This is a genomic window from uncultured Streptococcus sp. (assembly GCF_963521865.1).
In the GTDB taxonomy this organism is placed as follows: Bacteria; Bacillota; Bacilli; order Lactobacillales; family Streptococcaceae; genus Streptococcus.
In genome coordinates this window covers 1-23,033 of the sequence record NZ_CAUQWY010000028.1, presented here as the reverse complement: position 1 = coordinate 23,033, position 23,033 = coordinate 1, and the positions used below count along the sequence as shown (strand labels likewise).

Sequence of the window (23,033 nt, the reverse complement as noted above, 5' to 3'; positions counted from 1 at the left end):
AGCCATTCGATTCCGATTCGGCTTAATTTATTGTTTTCAATTGTTATTTTGCTCTTTATGACCATCATTGGTCGCCTGCTTTACATGCAGGTTTTGAACGAAGATTTTTATGAGACAAAACTAGCATCGGCAAGTAAAACAAAGGTGACAACTAGTTCGGCTCGTGGACAAATCTACGATGCAACAGGGAAACCTCTCGTCGAAAACACCATCAAGCAAGTTGTATCTTTTACAAGGAACAACAAGATGACGGCTGCAGATTTGAAAGAAACAGCTAAGAAGTTGCTAGCCTATGTGGGAGTTTCTTCTCCAACATTGACTGATCGACAGTTAGCAGACTATTACCTAGCAGATCAAGATGTTTATAAGAAGACAGTGGAAAGTTTACCACGTGAGAAACGCCTTGATTCTGATGGGAATCAATTATCTGAGTCTGAGCTTTACAATAACACGGTAAAAAGCATAGATCCAAGTCAATTTACCTACTCGGATGAAGAAAAGAAAGAAATTTACCTCTTTAGCCAACTCAATGCAGTAGAAAATTTTGCGACAGGAACCGTTGCGACAGATTCCTTGACAGATACACAGATTGCCTTGATAGCTTCGGCCTCTAAGAATTTACCTGGTATTAGTATTTCGACTTCGTGGGATCGAAAGGTTCTAGATACCTCACTTTCTTCTATAGTAGGTAGTGTATCCAGTGAAAAAGCTGGTCTCCCAGCTGAAGAAGCAGATGCTTATATTAAAAAGGGCTATTCTCTAAATGACCGTGTTGGAACCTCTTATCTAGAAAAACAATATGAAGAAATCTTGCAAGGAAAACGCTCGGTGAAAGAAATCCATCTAGACAAGTATGGCAACATGGAAAGTGTCGAAAATATCGAAGACGGTACCAAAGGGAACAATATTAAACTGACCATCGATTTGGCATTTCAAGATAGCGTGGACAATCTGCTTAAGAGTTATTTCAATTCTGAGTTAGGAAATGGAGGAGCCAGATATTCTGAAGGTGTTTATGCAGTTGCTTTGAACCCAAAAACAGGTGCAGTTTTGTCTATGTCAGGGCTTAAACATGATTTGAAAACGGGAGATTTAACACCTGATTCCTTGGGAACAGTAACCAATGTCTTTGTCCCAGGTTCGGTTGTCAAGGCGGCGACCATCAGCTCTGGTTGGGAGAATGGAGTCTTATCAGGGAATCAGACCTTGACAGACCAACCGATTGTCTTCCAAGGTTCAGCTCCAATTAATTCTTGGTATACTCAAGCCTACGGTTCATTCCCGATTACAGCTGTGGAAGCCTTGGAGTATTCTTCTAATACCTATATGGTTCAAACGGCTTTGGGTATTATGGGTCAAACCTATCAACCCAATATGTTTGTTTTAACTAACAATTTAGAATCCGCTATGGGGAAACTTCGTTCGACATTTGCTGAATATGGTCTTGGAGCCTCAACAGGCATTGACCTTCCAGATGAGTCAACTGGTTTTATACCAAAAGAGTATAATTTTGCTAATTACATTACCAATGCATTTGGTCAGTTTGATAACTACACCCCAATGCAATTGGCCCAGTATGTTGGAACCATTGCCAACAACGGTGTTCGGATTGCACCTCACATTGTCGAGGGAATTTATGGGAATAATGAACAAGGTGGTTTAGGAAACTTAATCCAATCTATTGATACCAAGGAAATGAATAAAATTAATATTTCTGAGTCTGATGTTTCCATCCTCCAACAAGGATTTTATCAAGTTTCTCACGGGGGGAGTGCTCTGACGACAGGTCGTGCCTTTTCCAATGGTGCAGCTGTATCCATTAGTGGGAAAACAGGTACTGCCGAAAGTTATGTTGCGGGAGGTCAAAAAGCTAACAACACCAACGCCGTGGCCTATGCACCATCAGATAATCCTCAAATCGCTGTAGCTGTTGTCTTCCCTCATAATACCAACCTTACAAACGGTGTCGGACCTTCCATTGCGCGCGATATTATCAATCTTTATAACCAACATCATCCAATGAATTAGAAAGGAACTTATGCTTTATCCAACACCTATAGCTAAACTAATTGACAGTTATTCCAAGTTACCAGGTATCGGGATTAAAACGGCTACCCGTCTGGCATTTTATACGATTGGGATGTCTGATGACGATGTCAATGAATTTGCCAAAAACCTCCTTTCTGCGAAGAGAGAGCTAACCTATTGCACCATCTGTGGTCGTTTGACTGATGACGATCCTTGCTCTATCTGTACCGATCCGACTCGTGACCAGACGACAATTTTAGTTCTCGAGGATAGTCGTGATGTGGCAGCTATGGAGAACATCCAAGAATACCACGGACTCTATCATGTTCTGCATGGTCTGATTTCTCCCATGAATGGCATCAGTCCAGATGATATTAATCTCAAGAGTCTCATGACTCGTCTGATGGACAGTGAAGTTTCAGAGGTAATCGTAGCAACCAATGCTACAGCAGATGGGGAAGCAACTTCCATGTATCTTTCACGTTTGCTCAAGCCAGCTGGGATCAAAGTTACGCGCCTAGCACGTGGTCTTGCTGTGGGGGCAGATATCGAGTATGCGGATGAGGTTACACTCTTACGAGCCATTGAAAATCGGACAGAGCTGTAAGTCTAGACAAATTAACACACTCAATTCATTTATACAAAAATCACAGAGGTCGATATTTGTTTTATCGGTCTCTTTTTAGATTTATTGAGCACCAGCATCAGGTTCAAGTTTCAAAAAAGAAGCAAATATGATATACTAAAGAACGAGTATTCTATTAGAATTGGAACAAATAAAATGAAACAAACGATTATTCTTTTATATGGTGGGCGTAGTGCAGAGCGTGAAGTCTCTGTCCTTTCAGCTGAGAGTGTCATGCGTGCGGTCAACTACGATCGTTTCACAGTCAAGACTTTCTTCATTAGCCAGTCTGGTGACTTTATCAAAACTCAGGAATTTAGCCAGACTCCTGGTCAAGAGGACCGTCTCATGACCAATGAAACCATTGATTGGGATAAGAAAGTTGCTCCAAGTGCTATCTATGAAGAAGGGGCAGTGGTCTTTCCAGTCCTTCATGGTCCGATGGGAGAAGATGGCTCTGTTCAAGGTTTCCTTGAAGTTTTGAAAATGCCTTACGTTGGTTGCAACATCTTGTCATCTAGCCTTGCCATGGACAAAATCACCACCAAGCGTGTTTTGGAATCTGCTGGTATTGCCCAAGTTCCTTATGTGGCCATCGTCGAAGGTGATGATGTGACTGCTAAAATCGCTGAAGTGGAAGAAAAATTGACTTATCCAGTTTTCACAAAACCATCAAACATGGGTTCTAGTGTCGGTATTTCTAAGTCTGAAAATCAAGAAGAACTCCACCAAGCCTTGAAACTTGCCTTCCAATATGACAGTCGTGTCTTGGTTGAGCAAGGAGTGAATGCCCGTGAAATCGAGATTGGTCTCTTGGGCAACTACAATGTCAAAAGCACCCTTCCAGGAGAAGTAGTCAAGGATGTTGCCTTTTATGACTACGATGCCAAGTATATTGATAACAAGATTACTATGGACATCCCAGCCAAGATCAGTGATGATGTGGCAGCTGTCATGCGTCAAAATGCAGAAACTGCCTTCCGTGCCATTGGTGGGCTCGGTCTCTCTCGTTGCGATTTCTTCTATACAGATAAGGGAGAGGTTTTCCTCAACGAGCTCAATACCATGCCAGGTTTTACCCAGTGGTCTATGTACCCACTACTTTGGGACAATATGGGGATCAGCTACCCAGAACTAATTGAGCGTTTGGTTGACCTTGCCAAGGAAAGTTTTAACAAGCGCGAAGCGCATTTGCTATAAAAATGAAAGAGAGGGTAGAAGCCAGAACCGTCACTGCAAGGTGACTTGAGTTCTCGGACTTCAACCCTTTTTAAAGGAGTAGAAATGAAATTAACAATTCATGAAGTGGCCAAAGTTGTCGGAGCTAAAAATGATATCAGCATCTTTGAGGACACCCAGTTAGAAAAAGCTGAGTTTGATAGTCGTTTGATTGCTACAGGGGACTTGTTTGTGCCCCTCAAAGGTGCGCGTGATGGTCACGACTTTATCGAAACAGCTTTTGAAAATGGTGCAGTAGTAACCCTGTCTGAGAAAGAGGTCGCAAATCATCCTTATATTTTAGTAGATGATGTTTTAACTGCTTTTCAACAACTAGCTGCCTACTATCTTGAGAAAACGGGAGTTGATGTCTTTGCAGTTACAGGTTCAAACGGCAAGACAACGACCAAGGATATGTTGGCGCACTTGCTATCAACAACCTACAAAACCTACAAAACACAAGGAAACTATAATAACGAGATTGGCCTTCCCTACACAGTCCTCCATATGCCTGAAGGGACAGAAAAGTTGGTCTTGGAGATGGGACAGGATCACTTGGGAGATATTCATCTCTTGTCTGAATTGGCGCGTCCAAAAACAGCCATCGTGACCTTGGTTGGAGAAGCCCATTTGGCCTTTTTCAAAGACCGTTCTGAGATTGCTAAAGGAAAAATGCAAATTGCAGACGGGATGTCTTCGAATTCCTTGCTCTTGGCACCAGCAGATCCAATTGTAGAGGACTACTTGCCAACTGATAAAAAGGTAGTCCGTTTTGGGCAAGGAGCAGAGTTGGAAATCACAGACTTGGTTGAGCGTAAGGATAGTCTGACCTTTAAGGCTAATTTTTTGGGACAAGTCCTCGATTTGCCAGTGACTGGTAAATACAATGCCACCAATGCTATGATTGCATCCTATGTTGCCCTACAAGAAGGAGTTTCAGAGGAGCAAATTCGTCAGGCTTTCCAACATCTTGAATTGACGCGTAACCGTACCGAGTGGAAGAAAGCAGCCAATGGAGCAGATGTCTTGTCAGATGTTTACAATGCCAATCCAACTGCTATGAAACTGATTTTAGAGACTTTCTCTGCCATTCCGACCAATGAAGGTGGCAAGAAAATTGCAGTGTTGGCGGATATGAAGGAACTGGGCGACCAGTCTATTCAACTTCATAATCAGATGATCTTGAGCCTCTCACCAGATGTGCTTGATACCGTGATTTTCTACGGAGAAGACATTGCTGAATTAGCCCAATTGGCCAGTCAAATGTTCCCAATCGGCCATGTTTATTACTTCAAAAAAACAGCCAACGAGGATCAATTGGAGGCTATGACTAAGCAGGTCAAAGAAAGCCTTGGAGATAATGACCAGATCCTGCTCAAAGGATCCAACTCTATGAATTTAGCCAAGCTGGTAGAAAGTTTAGAACATGAAGACAAGTGATTTTGTCAAGTATTTGCAAAGAATGATTGCCATTACAGATACTGGATTAACATTTACAAAGGATCCTTTTGACCACGAGCGTTATGAGGACTTGCGAAGTCTGTTATCTGAAATGTTGAATCAAGCATCAGACCTTGATACGGAAGAAGTGGCAGAAGTCTTGAAGCCAACGTCCGCTTATGCGACTCCTTTAATGGATGTTCGTGCTTGGATTGTTGAGGATGAAAAAGTATGTCTAGTTAGGGGACAGGGAGAGGATAGTTGGGCTTTGCCAGGTGGCTTTGGTGAGGTTGGCTATTCTCCAACTGAAAATATTCTCAAGGAAATTGAAGAAGAAACTGGCTTTGAAGCTAAAGTTGAAAGACTGCTAGCTGTTTTTGATACCAATCGTTTCCAACTACAGAGCAAACAGTATGCAAAGTTTGTTTTTGAATGTAAGCTTCTCGCTGGGCAATTCCAAGAAAATCAAGAAATTGCTGACCTTCAATTTTTTGCCATTGACCAACTGCCGAACTTATCTGAAAAACGCATTACCAAAGAGCAAATAGAGATTCTTTGGCAGGTTTATCAAGATCAGAGGGAGCAATATCTTGACTAAAAAGATGATTATCGTATTTCTAAATCCATTTTTGACAAATAGCATGGTATAATAATATTCAGGAAAATTTTGAATCATGAGGAAGACTAGATGAATTTATGGGATATTTTCTTTACGACTCAGGCAAGCGAGCCACCCAAGTTTGATCTTTTTTGGTATGTTAGCCTATTTACGCTCTTAGCCTTGACCTTTTATACAGCCTATCACTATCGTGAAAAGAAGGTTTACCAACGATTTTTCCAAATCTTGCAGGCTGTTCAGTTGATCCTACTTTATGGTTGGTATGGGGTCAATCATATGCCGCTGTCAGAAAGCCTACCTTTTTACCATTGCCGTATGGCTATGTTTGTGGTGCTCTTGCTTCCTGGTCAGTCTAAATATAGGCAGTATTTTGCATTACTAGGAACATTTGGGACATTAGCAGCCTTTATTTATCCAGTTCCAGATGCCTATCCTTTCCCACATATTGCGATTTTATCCTTTATCTTTGGCCACTTAGCTCTCTTGGGGAACTCTCTAGTTTATCTATTGAGACAGTATGATGCACGATTGTTGGATGTGAAGGGAATTTTTCTCATGACCTTTGCCCTAAATGCCTTAATTTTTGTGGTCAATTTAGTAACAGGTGGAGATTATGGATTCTTGACAAAACCACCATTGATTGGGGACCATGGCTTAGTAGCTAATTATTTAATCGTTTCCCTGGCCTTATCAGCGGCGATTACGTTAACAAAGAAAATCTTGGAACTATTTTTAGCACAAGAAGCAGAAAAAATGACTGCAAAGAAAGCTTAGAAATGAGCTTTCTTTTTTCATAAATCTGATTTTTTATAATTTGTTTGGAAAATAAAAAAGCTGATGAGCGAAAGTGAAAAAATAGCAAGTAAATTTAGGAAAAAACTAAGCACGATTGGATTTTTTGTGTTATAATATTCTGTGAATAGCTATGTCCTGTTTTAGCTATATTGAATAGAAGTTTGAAACTTGGAAGAGAGAGGATGCGATGTAATGGCTAGAGATGGTTTTTTTACAGGCTTAGATATCGGAACTAATTCCATTAAGGTATTGGTTGCTGAGCTTAGAAATGGTGAACTAAACGTAATTGGTGTAAGTAATGCCAAGAGCAAAGGTGTAAAGGATGGGATTATCGTTGATATTGAAGCGGCAGCAAGTGCTATCAAGTCAGCTATTTCCCAAGCAGAAGAGAAGGCTGGCATTTCAATTAAATCAGTGAATGTTGGTTTGCCTGGAAATCTTTTGCAAGTAGAACCAACTCAAGGAATGATTCCCGTTACATCTGATACAAAAGAAATTACAGATCAAGATGTTGAAAATGTTGTCAAATCAGCCTTGACAAAGAGTATGACACCAGATCGTGAAGTCATTACTTTTATTCCAGAAGAATTTATCGTAGATGGTTTTCAAGGTATTCGTGACCCACGTGGTATGATGGGGGTTCGTCTTGAAATGCGTGGCTTACTTTACACAGGTCCGCGTACTATTCTTCACAATTTACGCAAGACAGTTGAGCGCTCAGGTGTTCAAGTTGAAAATATTATTATTTCACCATTGGCTTTGGTTCGTTCAGTCTTGAACGAAGGGGAGCGTGAATTTGGAGCTACTGTGATTGATATGGGAGCAGGTCAAACAACTGTTGCTACAATCCGTAACCAAGAACTCCAGTTTACAAATATTCTTCAAGAAGGTGGAGATTATGTCACAAAAGATATCTCTAAAGTCTTGAAGACTTCACAGAAATTAGCTGAAGGATTGAAATTGAACTATGGGGAAGCCTACCCATCACTTGCCAGCAATGAAACCTTCCAAGTTGAAGTGATTGGTGAAGTAGAGCCTGTAGAAGTTACAGAAAGCTACTTGGCAGAGATTATTTCAGCTCGCATTAAACACATTTTTGAACAGATTAAACAAGAGTTGGAAAGAAGACATTTGTTGGATCTTCCAGGTGGAATTGTTCTGATTGGTGGAAATGCTATTTTACCAGGTATTGTAGAACTTGCACAGGAAGTTTTTGACGTTGGTGTCAAACTTTACGTTCCAAATCAAGTTGGAATTCGTAATCCTGCCTTTGCTCATGTGATTAGCTTGTCTGAATTTGCTGGTCAATTGACTGAAGTGCATTTGTTAGCACAACGAGCAGTCAAGGGTGAAGATACCTTGCGTCACCAACCAATCAATTTTGGTGGGATGATCCAACGTGTTACGCAGGTGTCACAACCTACTCCTATTCAACCAGCTTCAAATACAGAGGTTGAACCATCAGCTTCTACGAACGTAGTTGCTCCGAAAGAGGATAAAGTATCTTCTCAAAATAAACAAAAAATCGCAGATCGCTTCCGTGGCTTAATCGGAAGTATGTTTGATGAATAAAAGAGGAAAATAAACTATGACATTTTCATTTGATACAGCGGCTGCTCAAGGTGCAGTTATTAAAGTAATCGGTGTTGGTGGAGGTGGCGGTAACGCTATTAACCGCATGGTTGACGAAGGTGTTACGGGTGTAGAATTTATCGCAGCAAACACAGATGTACAAGCTTTGAGTAGTACAAAAGCTGAGACCGTAATTCAGTTGGGTCCTAAATTGACACGTGGTTTGGGTGCTGGAGGTCAACCTGAAGTTGGTCGAAAAGCTGCTGAAGAGAGCGAAGAAACATTGACAGCTGCTATCAGTGGAGCGGATATGGTCTTCATTACTGCTGGTATGGGTGGAGGATCAGGTACTGGTGCAGCTCCTGTTATTGCCCGTATTGCTAAAGATTTAGGTGCTCTTACTGTTGGTGTTGTGACACGTCCTTTTGGTTTTGAAGGAAGCAAACGTGGACAATTTGCTGTTGAAGGAATCAATCAACTTCGTGAACATGTAGATACTCTATTGATTATTTCAAACAACAACTTGCTTGAAATTGTTGATAAGAAAACTCCTCTTCTTGAAGCACTTAGCGAAGCAGATAACGTACTTCGTCAAGGTGTTCAAGGAATTACTGACTTGATTACAAACCCTGGTTTGATTAATCTTGACTTTGCCGATGTGAAAACAGTTATGGCAAATAAAGGGAACGCCCTAATGGGTATTGGTATTGGTAGTGGAGAAGAACGTGTGGTAGAAGCAGCTCGTAAAGCAATCTACTCACCACTTCTTGAAACAACGATTGACGGTGCAGAGGATGTCATCGTCAACGTTACTGGTGGACTTGACTTGACTTTGATTGAAGCAGAAGAAGCATCGGAAATCGTTAACCAAGCAGCTGGTCAAGGAGTGAACATCTGGCTCGGAACATCTATCGATGAAAGCATGCGTGATGAAATTCGCGTAACAGTTGTTGCAACAGGTGTTCGTCAAGATCGTGTTGAAAAAGTTGTTGGACATGCACCAAAACAAGTTGTTCGTCATGAACAAGTGAGCCCAAGTTATACACGTAACTATGACCGTCACTATGACATGGCTGAAACTGCAGAAATTCCAAGTCCAGCACCTCGCCGTACAGAAACTTCTAAAACATCAGCATTTGGTGATTGGGATTTGCGACGTGAGACGATTGTTCGTCCAACTGATTCCCTTGTATCACCAGTTGAACGTTTCGAAGCACCATCTTTAGAAGAGGACGAATTAGAAACTCCTCCATTTTTCAAAAATCGTTAAGTAAATGAATTTGAAAGAAAATACAGAACGTGTTTTTCAACAAATTAAAGATGCAAGTCAGCAGGCAGGAAGAGAAGATAATTCTGTTTCAGTTGTTGCTGTTACAAAATATGTAGACGTACCGACAGCGGAGGCTTTGCTTCCGCTAGGTGTGTATCATATTGGTGAAAATCGTGTAGATAAGTTCCTTGAGAAATATGAAGCTTTAAAAGACAGAGATGTCAGCTGGCATTTGATTGGTACTTTGCAAAGACGCAAGGTCAAAGATGTCATTCAGTATGTTGATTATTTCCACGCTTTGGATTCATTAAAGCTAGCAGAGGAAATTCAAAAGAGAAGTGACCGAGTTGTTAAGTGTTTCTTACAAGTAAATATCTCAAAGGAAGAGAGCAAACATGGTTTTTCAAAGGAAGAACTACTGGAGCTCTTGCCAGAATTAGCAACCTTAGATAAAATTGAATATGTAGGCTTGATGACTATGGCTCCTTTTGAAGCTAGTAGTGATGAGTTGAAAGAAATTTTTAAAGCTACACAGGATTTGCAACTAGAAATTAGAGAAAAACAAATTTCCAATATGCCAATGACGGACTTGAGTATGGGTATGAGTCGTGACTACAAGGAAGCGATTGAATTCGGCTCAACATTTGTCAGAGTTGGCACAGCATTTTTTAAGTAGGAAAGAAATATGTCTTTAAAAGATAGATTTGATAGATTTATAGATTATTTTACAGAAGATGGAGAAGATACGGCTAATACGTATCAGCCTAAAGCTGAGGAACCGATTGTGGCTCCAGTTCCTTCCGTAAAAGAGTTACCTCAACAAGCTGCGACTGCGCCATCTAAAGAAAAAAACATTACTCGTCTTCATGCTCGTCAACAAGAATTGGCTATGCAAAGTCAACGTTATACTGATAAGGTGACGATTGATGTTCGTTATCCACGCAAATATGAAGATGCTACAGAAATTGTTGATTTATTAGCTGGTAACGAAAGTATTTTGATTGATTTTCAATACATGACGGAAGTTCAAGCACGTCGTTGTTTGGATTATCTGGATGGGGCACGTCATGTTTTAGCTGGTAACATGAAAAAGGTAGCATCTACTATGTACTTGCTGACACCAGTTGATGTTGTTGTCAATATTGAAGATATCAAAATACCAGATGAATCACAAAATGGTGAATTTGGTTTTGACATGAAACGTACGAGAGTGAAATAATGCTCTTTCTCATTCGTTTTATTCAAAATGCAGTGGATATCTATTCACTGATTTTAGTCGTTTTTGCTCTGATGTCTTGGTTCCCAAATGCTTATGAGTCACGGCTAGGTCGCTTGATTATTAGCTTAGTGAAACCGATAATAGCTCCTTTACAACGCTTACCCCTTCAGATTGCAGGTCTTGACTTGTCTGTATGGATTGCGGTATTATTAGTACATTTTATAGGGAACCAATTGATTCGACTTTTAGTGATTTTTCTATGAACAAGATGATTTATCAACACTTTTCTAAGAATGATTCGTCTTTTATTGATAAGGGAGTAGAATGGATAAAAAAGGTAGAAGATTCTTATTCTCCTTTTTTAAGCCCCTTTGTAAATCCTCATCAAGAAGAGATTTTAAAAGTTCTAGCATCAACCAACGGCATCTCCTACATGAGCAGTCGGCAGTTTCTTGAAACTGAATATGTACGGATACTCCTGTATCCTGATTATTTTGAGCCTGAATTCACTGATTTTGAACTATCCTTGCAGGAAATAGTTTATCCTAATAAGTTTGAACGATTAACACATGCAAAAATATTAGGGACTGTTTTAAATCAGCTGGGAATTGATAGGAAGTTATTTGGTGATATCTTGGTCAACGAAGAAAGGGCACAGATTATCATTAATCGACAATTTATGCTCCTTTTTCAAGACGGCATTACGAAAATTGCTCGTTTACCGGTTCGTCTAGAAGAGCGGGATTTTACTGAGAAAATTGCTACAGTAGAAGATTATCAAGAATTAGATATTTGTATCGCTAGTTCTAGATTAGATGTCTTTCTAGCAGGTGTCTTCAAACTGTCTAGAAATCAGGCAAGTCAGTTAATTGAAAAACAGGCAGTTCAAGTTAATTACCATTTAGTTGAAAAATCAGATTATATGGTTCAAGTTGGTGATTTGGTTAGTGTAAGGAAATTTGGTCGATTGAAACTCATTAGAGATAATGGGCAAACAAAAAAAGATAAAAAGAAATTAACGGTCCAATTGTTATTAAGTAAGTGAGGAAAAATATGCCAATTACATCGTTAGAAATCAAAGATAAAACCTTTAGCACACGCTTCAGAGGGTTTGATCAAGAAGAAGTAGATGAGTTTTTAGATATTGTAGTCCGTGATTATGAAGATTTAGTCCGCTCTAATCATGATAAGGATTTACATATTAAGAGTTTGGAAGAGCGTTTGTCTTACTTTGATGAGATGAAAGATTCATTGAGTCAATCTGTATTGATTGCACAAGATACAGCTGAACGAGTAAAACAAGCTGCAGCTGAACGTTCAAACAATATTATCCATCAAGCAGAGCAAGATGCACAACGTTTATTGGAAGAAGCTAAGTACAAGGCAAATGAAATTCTTCGTCACGCAACTGATAATGCTAAGAAAGTTGCTGTTGAAACAGAAGAATTGAAGAACAAGAGTCGTGTCTTCCATCAACGTCTTAAATCTACAATTGAGAGCCAGTTAGCAATTGTCGAATCTTCAGATTGGGAAGATATTCTTCGCCCAACAGCGACTTATCTTCAGACAAGTGATGAGGCCTTCAAAGAAGTGGTCAGCGAAGTCTTAGGTGACTCTGTCTTGCAACAACATCCAGAGGAAGAACCGATTGATATTACTCGCCAGTTTTCTCCCGAGGAAATGGCAGAGTTGCAAGCGCGTATCGAAGCGGCTAATAAGGAACTTGCAGAAGCTGAAGCAAGAGCCGAGCAGGAACAAATGGTTTCATCAGCTCCGGTTGTTGAAGAAAGTCCAGCTCATCCAGTTGGTCCAATGTATGAAGAGCCAGAAGTAGTCCCAAGCCATTACTCAGGCCCAACGCCCGCTACTGAAGCTGTAAACTCAGAATCAGGTTTTACGGCTCCGCAAGAATCTGTTACAATTTTATAAGAAATATTCTGAGAACAATATCTTATCCTTATATTTCCAGCGAGCAGGAGATGGTGTGAGTCCTGTAATCCCTATTGATAAGATTATCCTCTCAAACAATCAAGTCTGAATGGAGTAAGATTTGACGTTTCCCACGTTACGGGTTAAGAGGAAAAAAGCATAGTCTTTTTTCGAATAAAGGTGGTACCACGATTTTCGTCCTTTTTGGCAGTCGTGGTTTTTAATTTGTTATTATTTATAAAGGAGATACCATGAAACTTAAAGATACCCTTAATCTTGGGAAAACTGAATTCCCAATGCGTGCAGGTCTTCCTACTAAAGAGCCAGTTTGGCAAAAAGAATGGGATGATGCAAAGCTATATCAACGTCGTCAAGAATTGAACCAAGGGAAACCACATTTTACCTTGCATGATGGGCCTCCATATGCTAATGGGAATATCCACGTAGGGCATGCTATGAACAAGATTTCAAAAGATATCATTGTTCGCTCAAAATCTATGTCAGGTTTTTACGCACCATTTATCCCTGGTTGGGACACTCATGGTCTGCCAATCGAGCAAGTTTTGGCAAAACAAGGTGTCAAACGTAAAGAAATGGACTTGGTTGAGTACTTGAAACTTTGCCGCGAATACGCTCTTTCTCAAGTAGATAAACAACGTGAAGACTTTAAACGTTTGGGTGTTTCTGGTGATTGGGAAAATCCATATGTGACTTTGACTCCTGACTATGAAGCAGCCCAAATCCGTGTATTTGGTGAAATGGCTAATAAAGGTTATATCTACCGTGGTGCCAAGCCAGTTTACTGGTCTTGGTCATCTGAATCTGCTCTTGCTGAAGCAGAGATTGAATACCATGACTTGGTTTCAACTTCCCTTTACTATGCCAATAAGGTAAAAGATGGCAAAGGTGTTCTAGATACAGATACTTACATCGTAGTCTGGACAACAACTCCATTTACCATCACAGCTTCTCGTGGTTTGACTGTTGGTGCAGATATTGATTACGTTTTGGTTCAACCTGCTGGTGAAGATCGCAAGTTTGTGGTTGCTGCAGAATTGTTGAATAGCTTGTCTGAAAAATTTGGCTGGGTTGATGTTCAAGTCTTGGCAACTTACCGTGGTCAAGAACTCAACCACATCGTAACAGAACACCCATGGGATACAGCTGTAGATGAATTGGTTATCCTTGGTGATCACGTTACGACTGACTCTGGTACAGGTATTGTCCATACAGCCCCAGGTTTCGGTGAAGACGACTACAATGTTGGTATTGCTAATGGTCTTGAAGTCGCAGTTACTGTTGACGAACGTGGTATCATGATGAAGAATGCTGGTCCTGAGTTTGAAGGTCAATTCTATGACAAGGTTGTTCCAACTGTTATTGAAAAACTTGGCAGCCTCCTTCTTGCCCAAGAAGAAATCTCTCACTCATACCCATTTGACTGGCGTACTAAGAAACCAATCATCTGGCGTGCAGTTCCACAATGGTTTGCCTCAGTTTCTAAATTCCGACAAGAAATCTTGGACGAAATTGAAAAAGTGAAATTCCACTCAGAATGGGGTAAAGTCCGTCTTTACAATATGATTCGTGACCGTGGCGACTGGGTTATCTCTCGTCAACGTGCTTGGGGTGTCCCGCTTCCTATCTTCTATGCTGAAGACGGTACAGCTATCATGACTGCTGAAACGATTGAACATGTGGCTCAACTCTTTGAAGTACATGGTTCAAGCATTTGGTGGGAACGTGATGCTAAGGACCTCTTGCCAGAAGGATTTAGCCACCCAGGCTCACCAAATGGCGAGTTCAAGAAAGAAACAGATATCATGGACGTTTGGTTTGACTCAGGTTCATCATGGAATGGAGTCGTAGTAAACCGTCCTGAGTTGACTTACCCAGCAGACCTTTATCTAGAAGGTTCTGACCAATACCGTGGTTGGTTCAACTCTTCACTCATCACATCTGTTGCCAACCATGGCGTAGCACCTTACAAACAAATCTTGTCACAAGGTTTTGCCCTTGACGGTAAAGGTGAGAAGATGTCTAAATCTCTTGGAAATACCATTGCTCCAAGCGATGTTGAAAAACAATTTGGTGCTGAAATCTTGCGTCTTTGGGTAACAAGTGTAGACTCAAGCAACGACGTGCGTATCTCTATGGATATCTTGAGTCAAGTCTCTGAAACTTACCGTAAGATTCGTAACACTCTTCGTTTCTTGATTGCCAATACATCTGACTTTAACCCAACTCAAGATGTAGTCACTTACGATGAACTTCGTTCAGTTGATAAGTACATGACGATTCGCTTTAACCAGCTTGTTAAGACCATTCGTGATGCTTACGCAAACTTTGAATTCTTGACAATCTACAAGGCCTTGGTGAACTTTATCAACGTTGACTTGTCAGCATTCTACCTTGATTTTGCTAAAGATGTTGTTTACATCGAAGGTGCCAAATCATTGGAACGCCGTCAAATGCAGACTGTCTTCTATGACATTCTTGTGAAAATCACCAAACTCTTGACACCAATCCTTCCTCACACTGCGGAAGAAATCTGGTCATATCTTGAGTTTGAAGCAGAAGACTTCGTTCAATTGTCAGAATTGCCAGAAGCGGAAACTTTTGCTAATCAAGAAGAAGTCTTGGATACATGGGCAGCCTTCATGGATTTCCGAGGACAAGCTCAAAAAGCCTTGGAAGAAGCTCGTAATGCCAAAGTAATCGGTAAATCACTTGAAGCTCACTTGACTGTTTATCCAAACGAAGTTGTGAAAACTTTACTCGAAGCAGTAAACAGCAATGTAGCTCAACTCTTGATCGTGTCAGACTTGACCATCGCAGAAGGACCAGCTCCAGAATCTGCCGTTAGTTTCGAAGATGTAGCCTTCACAGTAGACCGTGCTGCAGGCCAAGTATGTGACCGTTGTCGTCGTATCGACCCAACAACAGCAGAACGCAGCTACCAGGCAGTCATCTGTGACCACTGTGCAAGCATCGTAGAAGAAAACTTTGCGGACGCAGTCGCAGAAGGATTTGAAGAGAAATAAGGTTGTTGTATGATACTAATAAGGAAAAGGATTGCCAAACAGTCCTTTCCTTTTTGGTTTTGACTAGCTTTTTTGTGAAAAATTGTGTAAAATAGAATAGATAAACGAGGGGAAACCTCGGAAAATTTAAAGGAGAATCCATCTAATGGTAAAATTGGTTTTTGCTCGCCACGGTGAGTCTGAATGGAACAAAGCTAACCTTTTCACTGGTTGGGCTGATGTTGATTTGTCTGAAAAAGGTACACAACAAGCGATTGACGCTGGTAAATTGATCAAAGAAGCTGGTATCGAATTTGACCAAGCTTACACTTCAGTATTGAAACGTGCGATCAAAACAACTAACTTGGCTCTTGAAGCTTCTGACCAATTGTGGGTTCCAGTTGAAAAATCATGGCGCTTGAACGAACGTCACTACGGTGGTTTGACTGGTAAAAACAAAGCTGAAGCTGCTGAACAATTTGGTGATGAGCAAGTTCACATCTGGCGTCGTTCATACGATGTATTGCCTCCAAACATGGACCGTGATGATGAGCACTCAGCTCACACAGACCGTCGTTACGCTTCACTTGACGATTCAGTTATTCCAGATGCTGAAAACTTGAAAGTGACTTTGGAACGTGCCCTTCCATTCTGGGAAGATAAAATCGCTCCAGCTCTTAAAGATGGTAAAAACGTATTCGTAGGAGCTCACGGTAACTCAATCCGTGCCCTTGTAAAACACATCAAAGGTTTGTCAGATGACGAAATCATGGACGTGGAAATCCCTAACTTCCCACCATTGGTATTCGAATTCGACGAAAAATTGAACGTAGTTTCTGAATACTACCTTGGAAAATAAAAAAATGTAAGTCTAGAATTGATTTCTAGGCTTTTTATGTTAGTATGGTAGTATGATAAGGAATAAAAAACAAGATTATGTATTGGCCTACAAGCAACCAGCATCAACAACATATAAGGGTTGGGAAGAAGAGGCCTTACCGATAGGCAATGGTTCTTTAGGGGCTAAAGTATTTGGGCTTATAGGTGCTGAACGGATTCAATTTAATGAAAAAAGTCTCTGGTCTGGAGGTCCACTTTCTAATAGTTCAGATTATCAGGGTGGAAATCTTCAGGACCAGTATGCTTTTATAGCTGAGATTCGGCAGGATTTGGAAAAGAGAGATTACAATCGAGCTAAGGAACTGGCTGAACAGCACCTAGTTGGGCCCCAAACGAGTCAATATGGGACCTATCTGTCCTTTGGAGATATTTTCATTGAGTTCAGCCAGCAAGGCACAACTTTGTCTCAGGTGACGGACTATCAGAGACAGCTGAATATTAGTAAGGCGCTTGCGACGACTTCTTATGCCTATAAGGGAACGCGATTTGAACGTGAAGCCTTTGCGAGTTTTCCAGATGATCTATTGGTTCAACATTTTACTAAGGAAGGGTTGGAAACTCTAGATTTTACTATAGAACTATCTTTGACCTGTGATTTGGCTTCTGATGGAAAGTATGAGCAGGAAAAATCTGATTACAAGGAGTGTAAGTTGGATATTACTGATTCTCATATCTTGATGAAGGGAAGAGTTAAGGATAATAATCTGCAATTTGCTAGTTATCTAGCTTGGGAAACGGATGGAGACATTATAGTCAGGTCAGATAAGGTTCAGATATCAGGGGCTAGTTATACTAATCTCTTCTTGGCGGCTAAGACGGATTTTGCTCAAAATCCTGCTAGCAATTATCGCAAGAAACTAGATTTAGTGCAACAGATGATAGACTTGGTGGAGACAGCTAAAGAAAAGGACTATGCCCAATTGAAATCAAGGCATATTGAGGACTACCAAGCCTTATTCCAGCGTGTTCAATTGGATTTGGGAGCTGATGTTGACGCATCCACTACAGATGATTTGCTAAAAAATTATAAGCCACAAGAGGGGCAGGCTTTGGAGGAGTTGTTCTTCCAGTATGGACGGTATTTATTGATTAGTTCGTCCAGAGACTGCCCAGATGCGCTACCAGCTAACCTACAGGGAGTCTGGAATGCGGTCGACAATCCTCCTTGGAATTCGGACTATCACTTAAATGTCAATCTGCAGATGAATTATTGGCCAGCCTATGTTACCAATCTCCTAGAGATGGCCTTTCCGGTCATCAACTATGTAGATGATTTGCGTGTTTATGGTCGTCTAGCAGCTGCAAGGTATACAGGAATCGTCTCTCAGGAAGGGGAGGAGAATGGTTGGCTGGTTCATACTCAAGCGACTCCTTTTGGCTGGACGGCACCTGGTTGGGATTACTATTGGGGTTGGTCTCCAGCTGCCAATGCGTGGATGATGCAAACTGTTTATGAAGCCTATTCATTTTATAGGGACCAAGACTATCTTAGGGAGAAAATTTATCCCATGTTGAGGGAAACGGTTCGTTTTTGGAATGATTTTTTACATAAGGATCAGCAGGCGCAGCGTTGGGTGTCTTCTCCGTCTTATTCTCCAGAACATGGGCCGATTTCGATTGGCAATACCTATGACCAATCTCTGATTTGGCAGTTATTTCATGATTTTATTCAGGCTGCTCAGGAATTGGGACTGGATGAGGCTTTGTTGACTGAGGTCAAGGAGAAGTTTGACTTGCTTAATCCTCTTCAAATCACTCAATCTGGTCGAATCAGGGAGTGGTATGAGGAGGAAGAGCAGTATTTTCAAAATGAGAAAGTGGAGGCCCAGCATCGGCATGCTTCCCATCTAGTGGGACTCTATCCTGGCAATCTCTTTAGCTACAAGGGACAAGAGTATATTGAAGCGGCGCGTGCTAGCCTCAATGATCGTGGAGATGGCGGCACAGGCTGGTCCAAGGCTAATAAGATCAATCTTTGGGCGCGTCTAGGAGATGGCAATCGAGCCCATAAATTATTAGCAGAGCAGTTAAAGACATCCACCTTGTCAAATCTTTGGTGTAGCCATCCTCCTTTTCAGATAGATGGTAATTTTGGTGCTAGCAGTGGAATGGCAGAAATGTTACTCCAGTCTCATACAGCTTATCTGGTACCTCTAGCCGCCCTACCCGATGCATGGTCAACAGGTTCTGTTTCAGGCTTAATGGCACGTGGACATTTTGAAGTTAGCATGAGTTGGGAGGATAAAAAACTCTTACAGATGACCATTTTATCAAGAAGTGGAGGAGATTTGCGAGTCTCTTATCCAGGTATTGAGAAGAGTGTGATTAAAATGAATCAAGAAAAAATAAAAGCGAAATGCATGGAGAAAGATTGTATTTCGGTGGCAACAGTAGAAGGTGATCTGGTTCAATTTTATTTTTAAGAAGATAATAGAAGGCAGTGATTTTAGACTGCCTTTTAATAAGGATTTAAGAATGTAAGCAGTTTCCAACTAGCTGAAAAAGCGTTATAATGGTAGTAGGAAGTAATTTGTTTGAGAGAGGGTGGCACTGATGGCTTATATTGAGATGAAACACTGTTACAAGCGTTATCAGGTTGGGGACACGGAGATTGTGGCCAATCGCGATGTGAATTTTGAGATCGAAAAGGGTGAATTGGTTATTATTCTAGGTGCGTCTGGTGCAGGCAAGTCAACGGTTCTTAACCTTCTTGGGGGAATGGATACCAATGATGAAGGGGAAATCTGGATTGATGGTGCCAATATTGCAGACTATAGTTCCCACCAGAGAACCAATTACCGCCGCAATGATGTCGGTTTTGTTTTTCAGTTTTATAATCTAGTTTCCAATCTGACAGTTAAGGAAAATGTGGAGTTGGCTTCAGAAATCGTGACAGATGCCTTGAATCCTGAACAGGTCTTGACAGATGTAGGTCTGGCTCATCGTCTCAATAACTTTCCAGCCCAGCTTTCTGGAGGAGAGCAACAGCGAGTCTCCATTGCACGCGCAGTAGCCAAAAATCCTAAGATCCTCCTTTGTGATGAACCGACTGGAGCCTTGGATTATCAGACAGGTAAGCAGGTTTTGAAAATCCTCCAAGATATGTCTCGTCAAAAGGGAGCGACGGTGATCATCGTGACTCATAATGGAGCTTTGGCGCCCATTGCGGATCGCGTGATTCATATGCACGATGCCAGTGTCAAGGATGTGGTGATCAACCAGCATCCTCAGGATATTGACAGTTTGGAGTACTAGCATGATCAAGCGAAAAACTTATTGGAAGGACTTGATTCAGTCCTTCACAGGCTCCAAGGGGCGTTTTTTATCCATCTTAACCTTGATGATGTTAGGGTCTCTAGCCTTAGTAGGCCTCAAAGTGACTAGCCCCAACATGGAGGCGACCGCCAATGACTATTTAACGACTGCTCAAACCTTGGATTTGGCAGTTATGTCTAATTATGGTTTGGATCAAGCAGATCAAGAAGAACTAGAACAGATAGAGGGCGCAGAGGTTGAGTTTGGATATTTGACAGATGTGACTATGGAGAATGGCCAGGATGCCATTCGGCTGTACTCCAAACCAGAGCGAATTTCAACCTTTCAGCTAAGAGAGGGACGACTTCCTCAGTCAGACAAGGAAATCGCTTTGGCCACTCATTTGCAAGGCCAATACAGCGTGGGACAGGGGATTAGCTTTAAAGAAAAAGAAGAGGGGCATTCCTCTTTAAAAGACCATACCTATACTATTACTGGTTTTGTGGATTCGGCTGAAATCCTCTCCCAGCGAGATATGGGCTACGCAGGAAGTGGAAGTGGGACTCTGACCGCTTACGGGGTGATTTTATCTAGTCAGTTTAATCAGAAAGTCTACAATATAGCTCGTTTGAAATATCAAGATTTAGCAGGTTTAAATGCCTTTTCATCAGATTATGAAGAAAAATCCAAGCAACATCAGGAAGACCTTGAACAAGCTTTGTCAGATAATGGCAAGGCACGTCTGCAACTCTTGAAAAAAGAAGGGCAAGAATCTCTCGATAAGGGGCAAGAGAATCTTGACAAGGCTCAGACTAATTTGCAGGAAGGCAAGCGTCGTTTAGCTACTGCTCAAGCTCGTATACAGGCTCAAGAAAGTCAACTAGCCTTGCTTCCTCAAGCTCAAAGAGAGCAGTCTCGTGCTCAATTTACCCAAGCCAAGCAGGAATTGGGCAAGGAAGAGGATAGACTAAAGCAGGCTGAACAAAATCTAGCCCAAGAAAAGGAAAAACTAGAAAAACATCAGCAAGTTTTGGATGATTTGGCTGAGCCAAGGTATCAGGTCTATAATCGTCAGACCATACCAGGTGGTCAGGGCTATCTCATGTATAGCAATGCTTCATCCAGTATTCGAGCAGTGGGCAATATCTTTCCTGTGGTGCTTTATGCCGTAGCAGCCATGGTGACCTTTACGACCATGACTCGCTTTGTGGATGAAGAGCGAACACATGCTGGGATTTTTAAGGCCTTGGGCTATCGTAGTAAGGATATTATCGCTAAATTTCTCCTCTACGGTCTAGTAGCTGGGACTGTCGGAACAGCTCTAGGTAGTATACTTGGCCATTATTTACTAGCCAGTGTGATTTCAAGTGTCATTACAAAAGGCATGGTGGTGGGAGAAACCCAGATTCAGTTCTATTGGACCTATAGCTTACTGGCTCTTATCTTGAGTTGGTTGGCGAGTGTGTTACCAGCCTATCTGGTGGCTAGGAGGGAACTTCATGATGAAGCAGCCCAGCTTTTACTGCCTAAACCTCCTGTTAAAGGGGCTAAAATCTTACTGGAGCGCATCGGTTTTATCTGGCGCCGTCTCAGTTTTACTCATAAGGTAACAGCCCGCAATATCTTCCGTTATAAGCAGCGGATGTTGATGACGATCTTTGGTGTGGCAGGTTCTGTAGCCCTGCTCTTTGCAGGTTTGGGAATCCAATCCTCTGTAGCAGGAGTTCCGTCTAGACAGTTTCAACAAATCCAACAGTATCAGATGATTGTCTCTGAAAATCCTAGTGCTACCAATCAGGACAAGGCAGAGCTAGAAGAAGTGTTGAAAGGGCAGGATATCCAAGCCTACCAGAAAATCTATTCTAAAACGCTAGACAAGAATTTCAAAGGTAAGGCTGGTCTTCAAACCATTACCCTTATGATGACAGAGAAGGAGGATTTGACACCCTTTATCCATCTGAAACATCATCAGCAGGAACTGACATTAAAAGATGGCGTCGTTATTACAGCTAAACTTGCCCAGCTGGCAGGTGTCAAGGTTGGGCAGACTCTAGAAATTGAAGGTAAGGAACTAACGGTCGCTGCCATTTCTGAGAATTACGTTGGTCACTTTATTTATATGAGTCAGGCTAGCTATGAGCAAATTTATGGACAGCTAGTCCAAGCCAACACTTATTTGGTCTCGCTAAAGGATTCTAGTGCGCCTAGTATCGAAAGACAGGCCGGCTTACTTATGAATCAAGCTGCGGTGTCCAGCGTTGTCCAGAATGCTTCAGCCATTCGGCTCTTTGACTCTGTCGCTAGCTCACTCAATCAGACCATGACCATCTTAGTTATCGTATCGGTTCTGTTGGCTATCGTTATCCTCTACAATCTGACCAATATCAACGTGGCTGAGAGAATCCGTGAACTCTCCACTATCAAGGTTCTCGGTTTTCATAATAATGAAGTCACCCTCTACATTTACCGTGAGACGATTGTGCTGTCCCTTGTGGGAATCGTCCTTGGTCTAGTAGCTGGTTTCTATTTACATCAATTTTTGATTCAAATGATTTCGCCTGCGACTATTCTCTTTTATCCGCAGGTAGGTTGGGAAGTCTATGTAATCCCAGTGTTAGCAGTAAGCACCATTTTAACCTTGCTTGGTTTCCTTGTTAATCGCCATCTGAGAAAGGTTGATATGCTTGAAGCCTTGAAATCTGTAGAGTAATACTCAATAAAAATCTCTTCAAATCACGTCAGCTATATCCACAACCTCAAAACAGTGTCTTGAGCAACCTACGGCTAGTTTCCTAGTTTGCTCTTTGATTTTCATTGAGTATAAGGTAGTTGTTTTTATCTGATTGAAATTATATTTACTCGTAAATCATGACCACCCGTCAAACGGATGGTTTGTCCCAGGGCTATAAGCCCAAATTACCAGCCAGCGCCTAAAGACGCTGGCTTTCACGTTGTTCAAGCCTCATTTCTCTTGACTCGTCACTTGCCTCTCAAAGAGGCTTTAGTATTACTTACCACTATCCCTAAAGGAATCTTCACATAATTATAAGGCTAATAGTATTAATTTCACTATCAGCCTTACAGGTTATTTAACGTTTCAGAAAAACTATAATGTCAAGATTAACTAAACAGTATCTAAT

Annotated in this window: 18 protein-coding genes; all 18 read left to right on the top strand. The window is 41.4% G+C overall.

All coding sequences use genetic code 11. The features are described from left to right. On the top strand, nucleotides 1–2,028 hold a 2,028-nt coding region (gene pbp2b / locus RWO85_RS07705; protein WP_314415119.1), incomplete at its 5' end, for a penicillin-binding protein PBP2B. Between the two features lie 10 nt (nucleotides 2,029–2,038). Continuing rightward, nucleotides 2,039–2,635 carry a recombination mediator RecR gene (gene recR, locus RWO85_RS07700; protein ID WP_102211345.1) on the top strand — a complete coding sequence of 199 codons (597 nt, stop codon included), beginning with the start codon at nucleotides 2,039–2,041 and terminating at the stop codon, nucleotides 2,633–2,635. A gap of 174 nt (nucleotides 2,636–2,809) precedes the next feature. Beyond that, complete coding sequence (locus tag RWO85_RS07695; protein ID WP_314415117.1) at nucleotides 2,810–3,853, top strand: D-alanine--D-alanine ligase; 1,044 nt, start codon at nucleotides 2,810–2,812, stop codon at nucleotides 3,851–3,853. An 84-nt stretch (nucleotides 3,854–3,937) separates the two neighbouring features. Then, entirely contained in the window at nucleotides 3,938–5,311 is a 1,374-nt protein-coding gene (murF, locus tag RWO85_RS07690) for a UDP-N-acetylmuramoyl-tripeptide--D-alanyl-D-alanine ligase (RefSeq protein ID WP_314415115.1), read from the top strand. After that, nucleotides 5,298–5,909 carry an NUDIX hydrolase gene (locus RWO85_RS07685; protein ID WP_314415113.1) on the top strand — a complete coding sequence of 204 codons (612 nt, stop codon included), beginning with the start codon at nucleotides 5,298–5,300 and terminating at the stop codon, nucleotides 5,907–5,909. The genes murF and RWO85_RS07685 overlap by 14 nt, the downstream gene beginning before the upstream one ends. A gap of 90 nt (nucleotides 5,910–5,999) precedes the next feature. Continuing rightward, entirely contained in the window at nucleotides 6,000–6,704 is a 705-nt protein-coding gene (locus RWO85_RS07680; protein WP_314415112.1) for a TIGR02206 family membrane protein, read from the top strand. Nucleotides 6,705–6,917: 213 nt separating this feature from the next. Then, on the top strand, nucleotides 6,918–8,297 hold the full coding sequence (ftsA, locus tag RWO85_RS07675) for a cell division protein FtsA (protein WP_314415110.1): 1,380 nt from the start codon (nucleotides 6,918–6,920) through the stop codon (nucleotides 8,295–8,297). A gap of 16 nt (nucleotides 8,298–8,313) precedes the next feature. Further along, the gene (ftsZ, locus tag RWO85_RS07670; RefSeq protein WP_313970904.1) at nucleotides 8,314–9,567 is read left to right on the top strand and encodes a cell division protein FtsZ; all 1,254 of its coding nucleotides are present in this window, start codon (nucleotides 8,314–8,316) and stop codon (nucleotides 9,565–9,567) included. A gap of 4 nt (nucleotides 9,568–9,571) precedes the next feature. After that, nucleotides 9,572–10,243, top strand: a complete 672-nt coding sequence (locus tag RWO85_RS07665; RefSeq protein WP_314415108.1) for a YggS family pyridoxal phosphate-dependent enzyme — start codon at nucleotides 9,572–9,574, stop codon at nucleotides 10,241–10,243. Nucleotides 10,244–10,252: 9 nt separating this feature from the next. Continuing rightward, nucleotides 10,253–10,786 (top strand): cell division protein SepF, encoded by a 534-nt coding sequence (locus RWO85_RS07660; RefSeq protein WP_296174055.1) that lies wholly within the window; start codon nucleotides 10,253–10,255, stop codon nucleotides 10,784–10,786. Beyond that, nucleotides 10,786–11,049: a YggT family protein gene (locus tag RWO85_RS07655; protein ID WP_314415106.1), complete on the top strand. Its 264-nt coding sequence runs from the start codon at nucleotides 10,786–10,788 to the stop codon at nucleotides 11,047–11,049. The genes RWO85_RS07660 and RWO85_RS07655 overlap by 1 nt, the downstream gene beginning before the upstream one ends. Continuing rightward, nucleotides 11,046–11,831, top strand: a complete 786-nt coding sequence (locus RWO85_RS07650) for an RNA-binding protein (protein ID WP_314415104.1) — start codon at nucleotides 11,046–11,048, stop codon at nucleotides 11,829–11,831. Before RWO85_RS07655 ends, RWO85_RS07650 begins: the two co-directional genes overlap by 4 nt. Before the next feature lie 8 nt (nucleotides 11,832–11,839). Continuing rightward, nucleotides 11,840–12,715 (top strand): DivIVA domain-containing protein, encoded by an 876-nt coding sequence (locus RWO85_RS07645; protein ID WP_314415102.1) that lies wholly within the window; start codon nucleotides 11,840–11,842, stop codon nucleotides 12,713–12,715. 251 nt (nucleotides 12,716–12,966) lie between these two features. Next, a complete protein-coding gene (ileS, locus tag RWO85_RS07640) occupies nucleotides 12,967–15,759 on the top strand; it encodes an isoleucine--tRNA ligase (RefSeq protein ID WP_314415100.1) in 2,793 nt (930 codons plus the stop codon). 145 nt (nucleotides 15,760–15,904) lie between these two features. Beyond that, nucleotides 15,905–16,597 carry a phosphoglycerate mutase gene (locus tag RWO85_RS07635; protein ID WP_000240129.1) on the top strand — a complete coding sequence of 231 codons (693 nt, stop codon included), beginning with the start codon at nucleotides 15,905–15,907 and terminating at the stop codon, nucleotides 16,595–16,597. A gap of 52 nt (nucleotides 16,598–16,649) precedes the next feature. Continuing rightward, nucleotides 16,650–19,061 carry a glycoside hydrolase family 95 protein gene (locus RWO85_RS07630; RefSeq protein ID WP_314415099.1) on the top strand — a complete coding sequence of 804 codons (2,412 nt, stop codon included), beginning with the start codon at nucleotides 16,650–16,652 and terminating at the stop codon, nucleotides 19,059–19,061. A 130-nt stretch (nucleotides 19,062–19,191) separates the two neighbouring features. Further along, entirely contained in the window at nucleotides 19,192–19,893 is a 702-nt protein-coding gene (locus RWO85_RS07625) for an ABC transporter ATP-binding protein (RefSeq protein ID WP_314415097.1), read from the top strand. 1 nt (nucleotide 19,894) lies between these two features. Then, nucleotides 19,895–22,603: an FtsX-like permease family protein gene (locus tag RWO85_RS07620; protein ID WP_314415095.1), complete on the top strand. Its 2,709-nt coding sequence runs from the start codon at nucleotides 19,895–19,897 to the stop codon at nucleotides 22,601–22,603. Nucleotides 22,604–23,033: the final 430 nt, after the last annotated feature.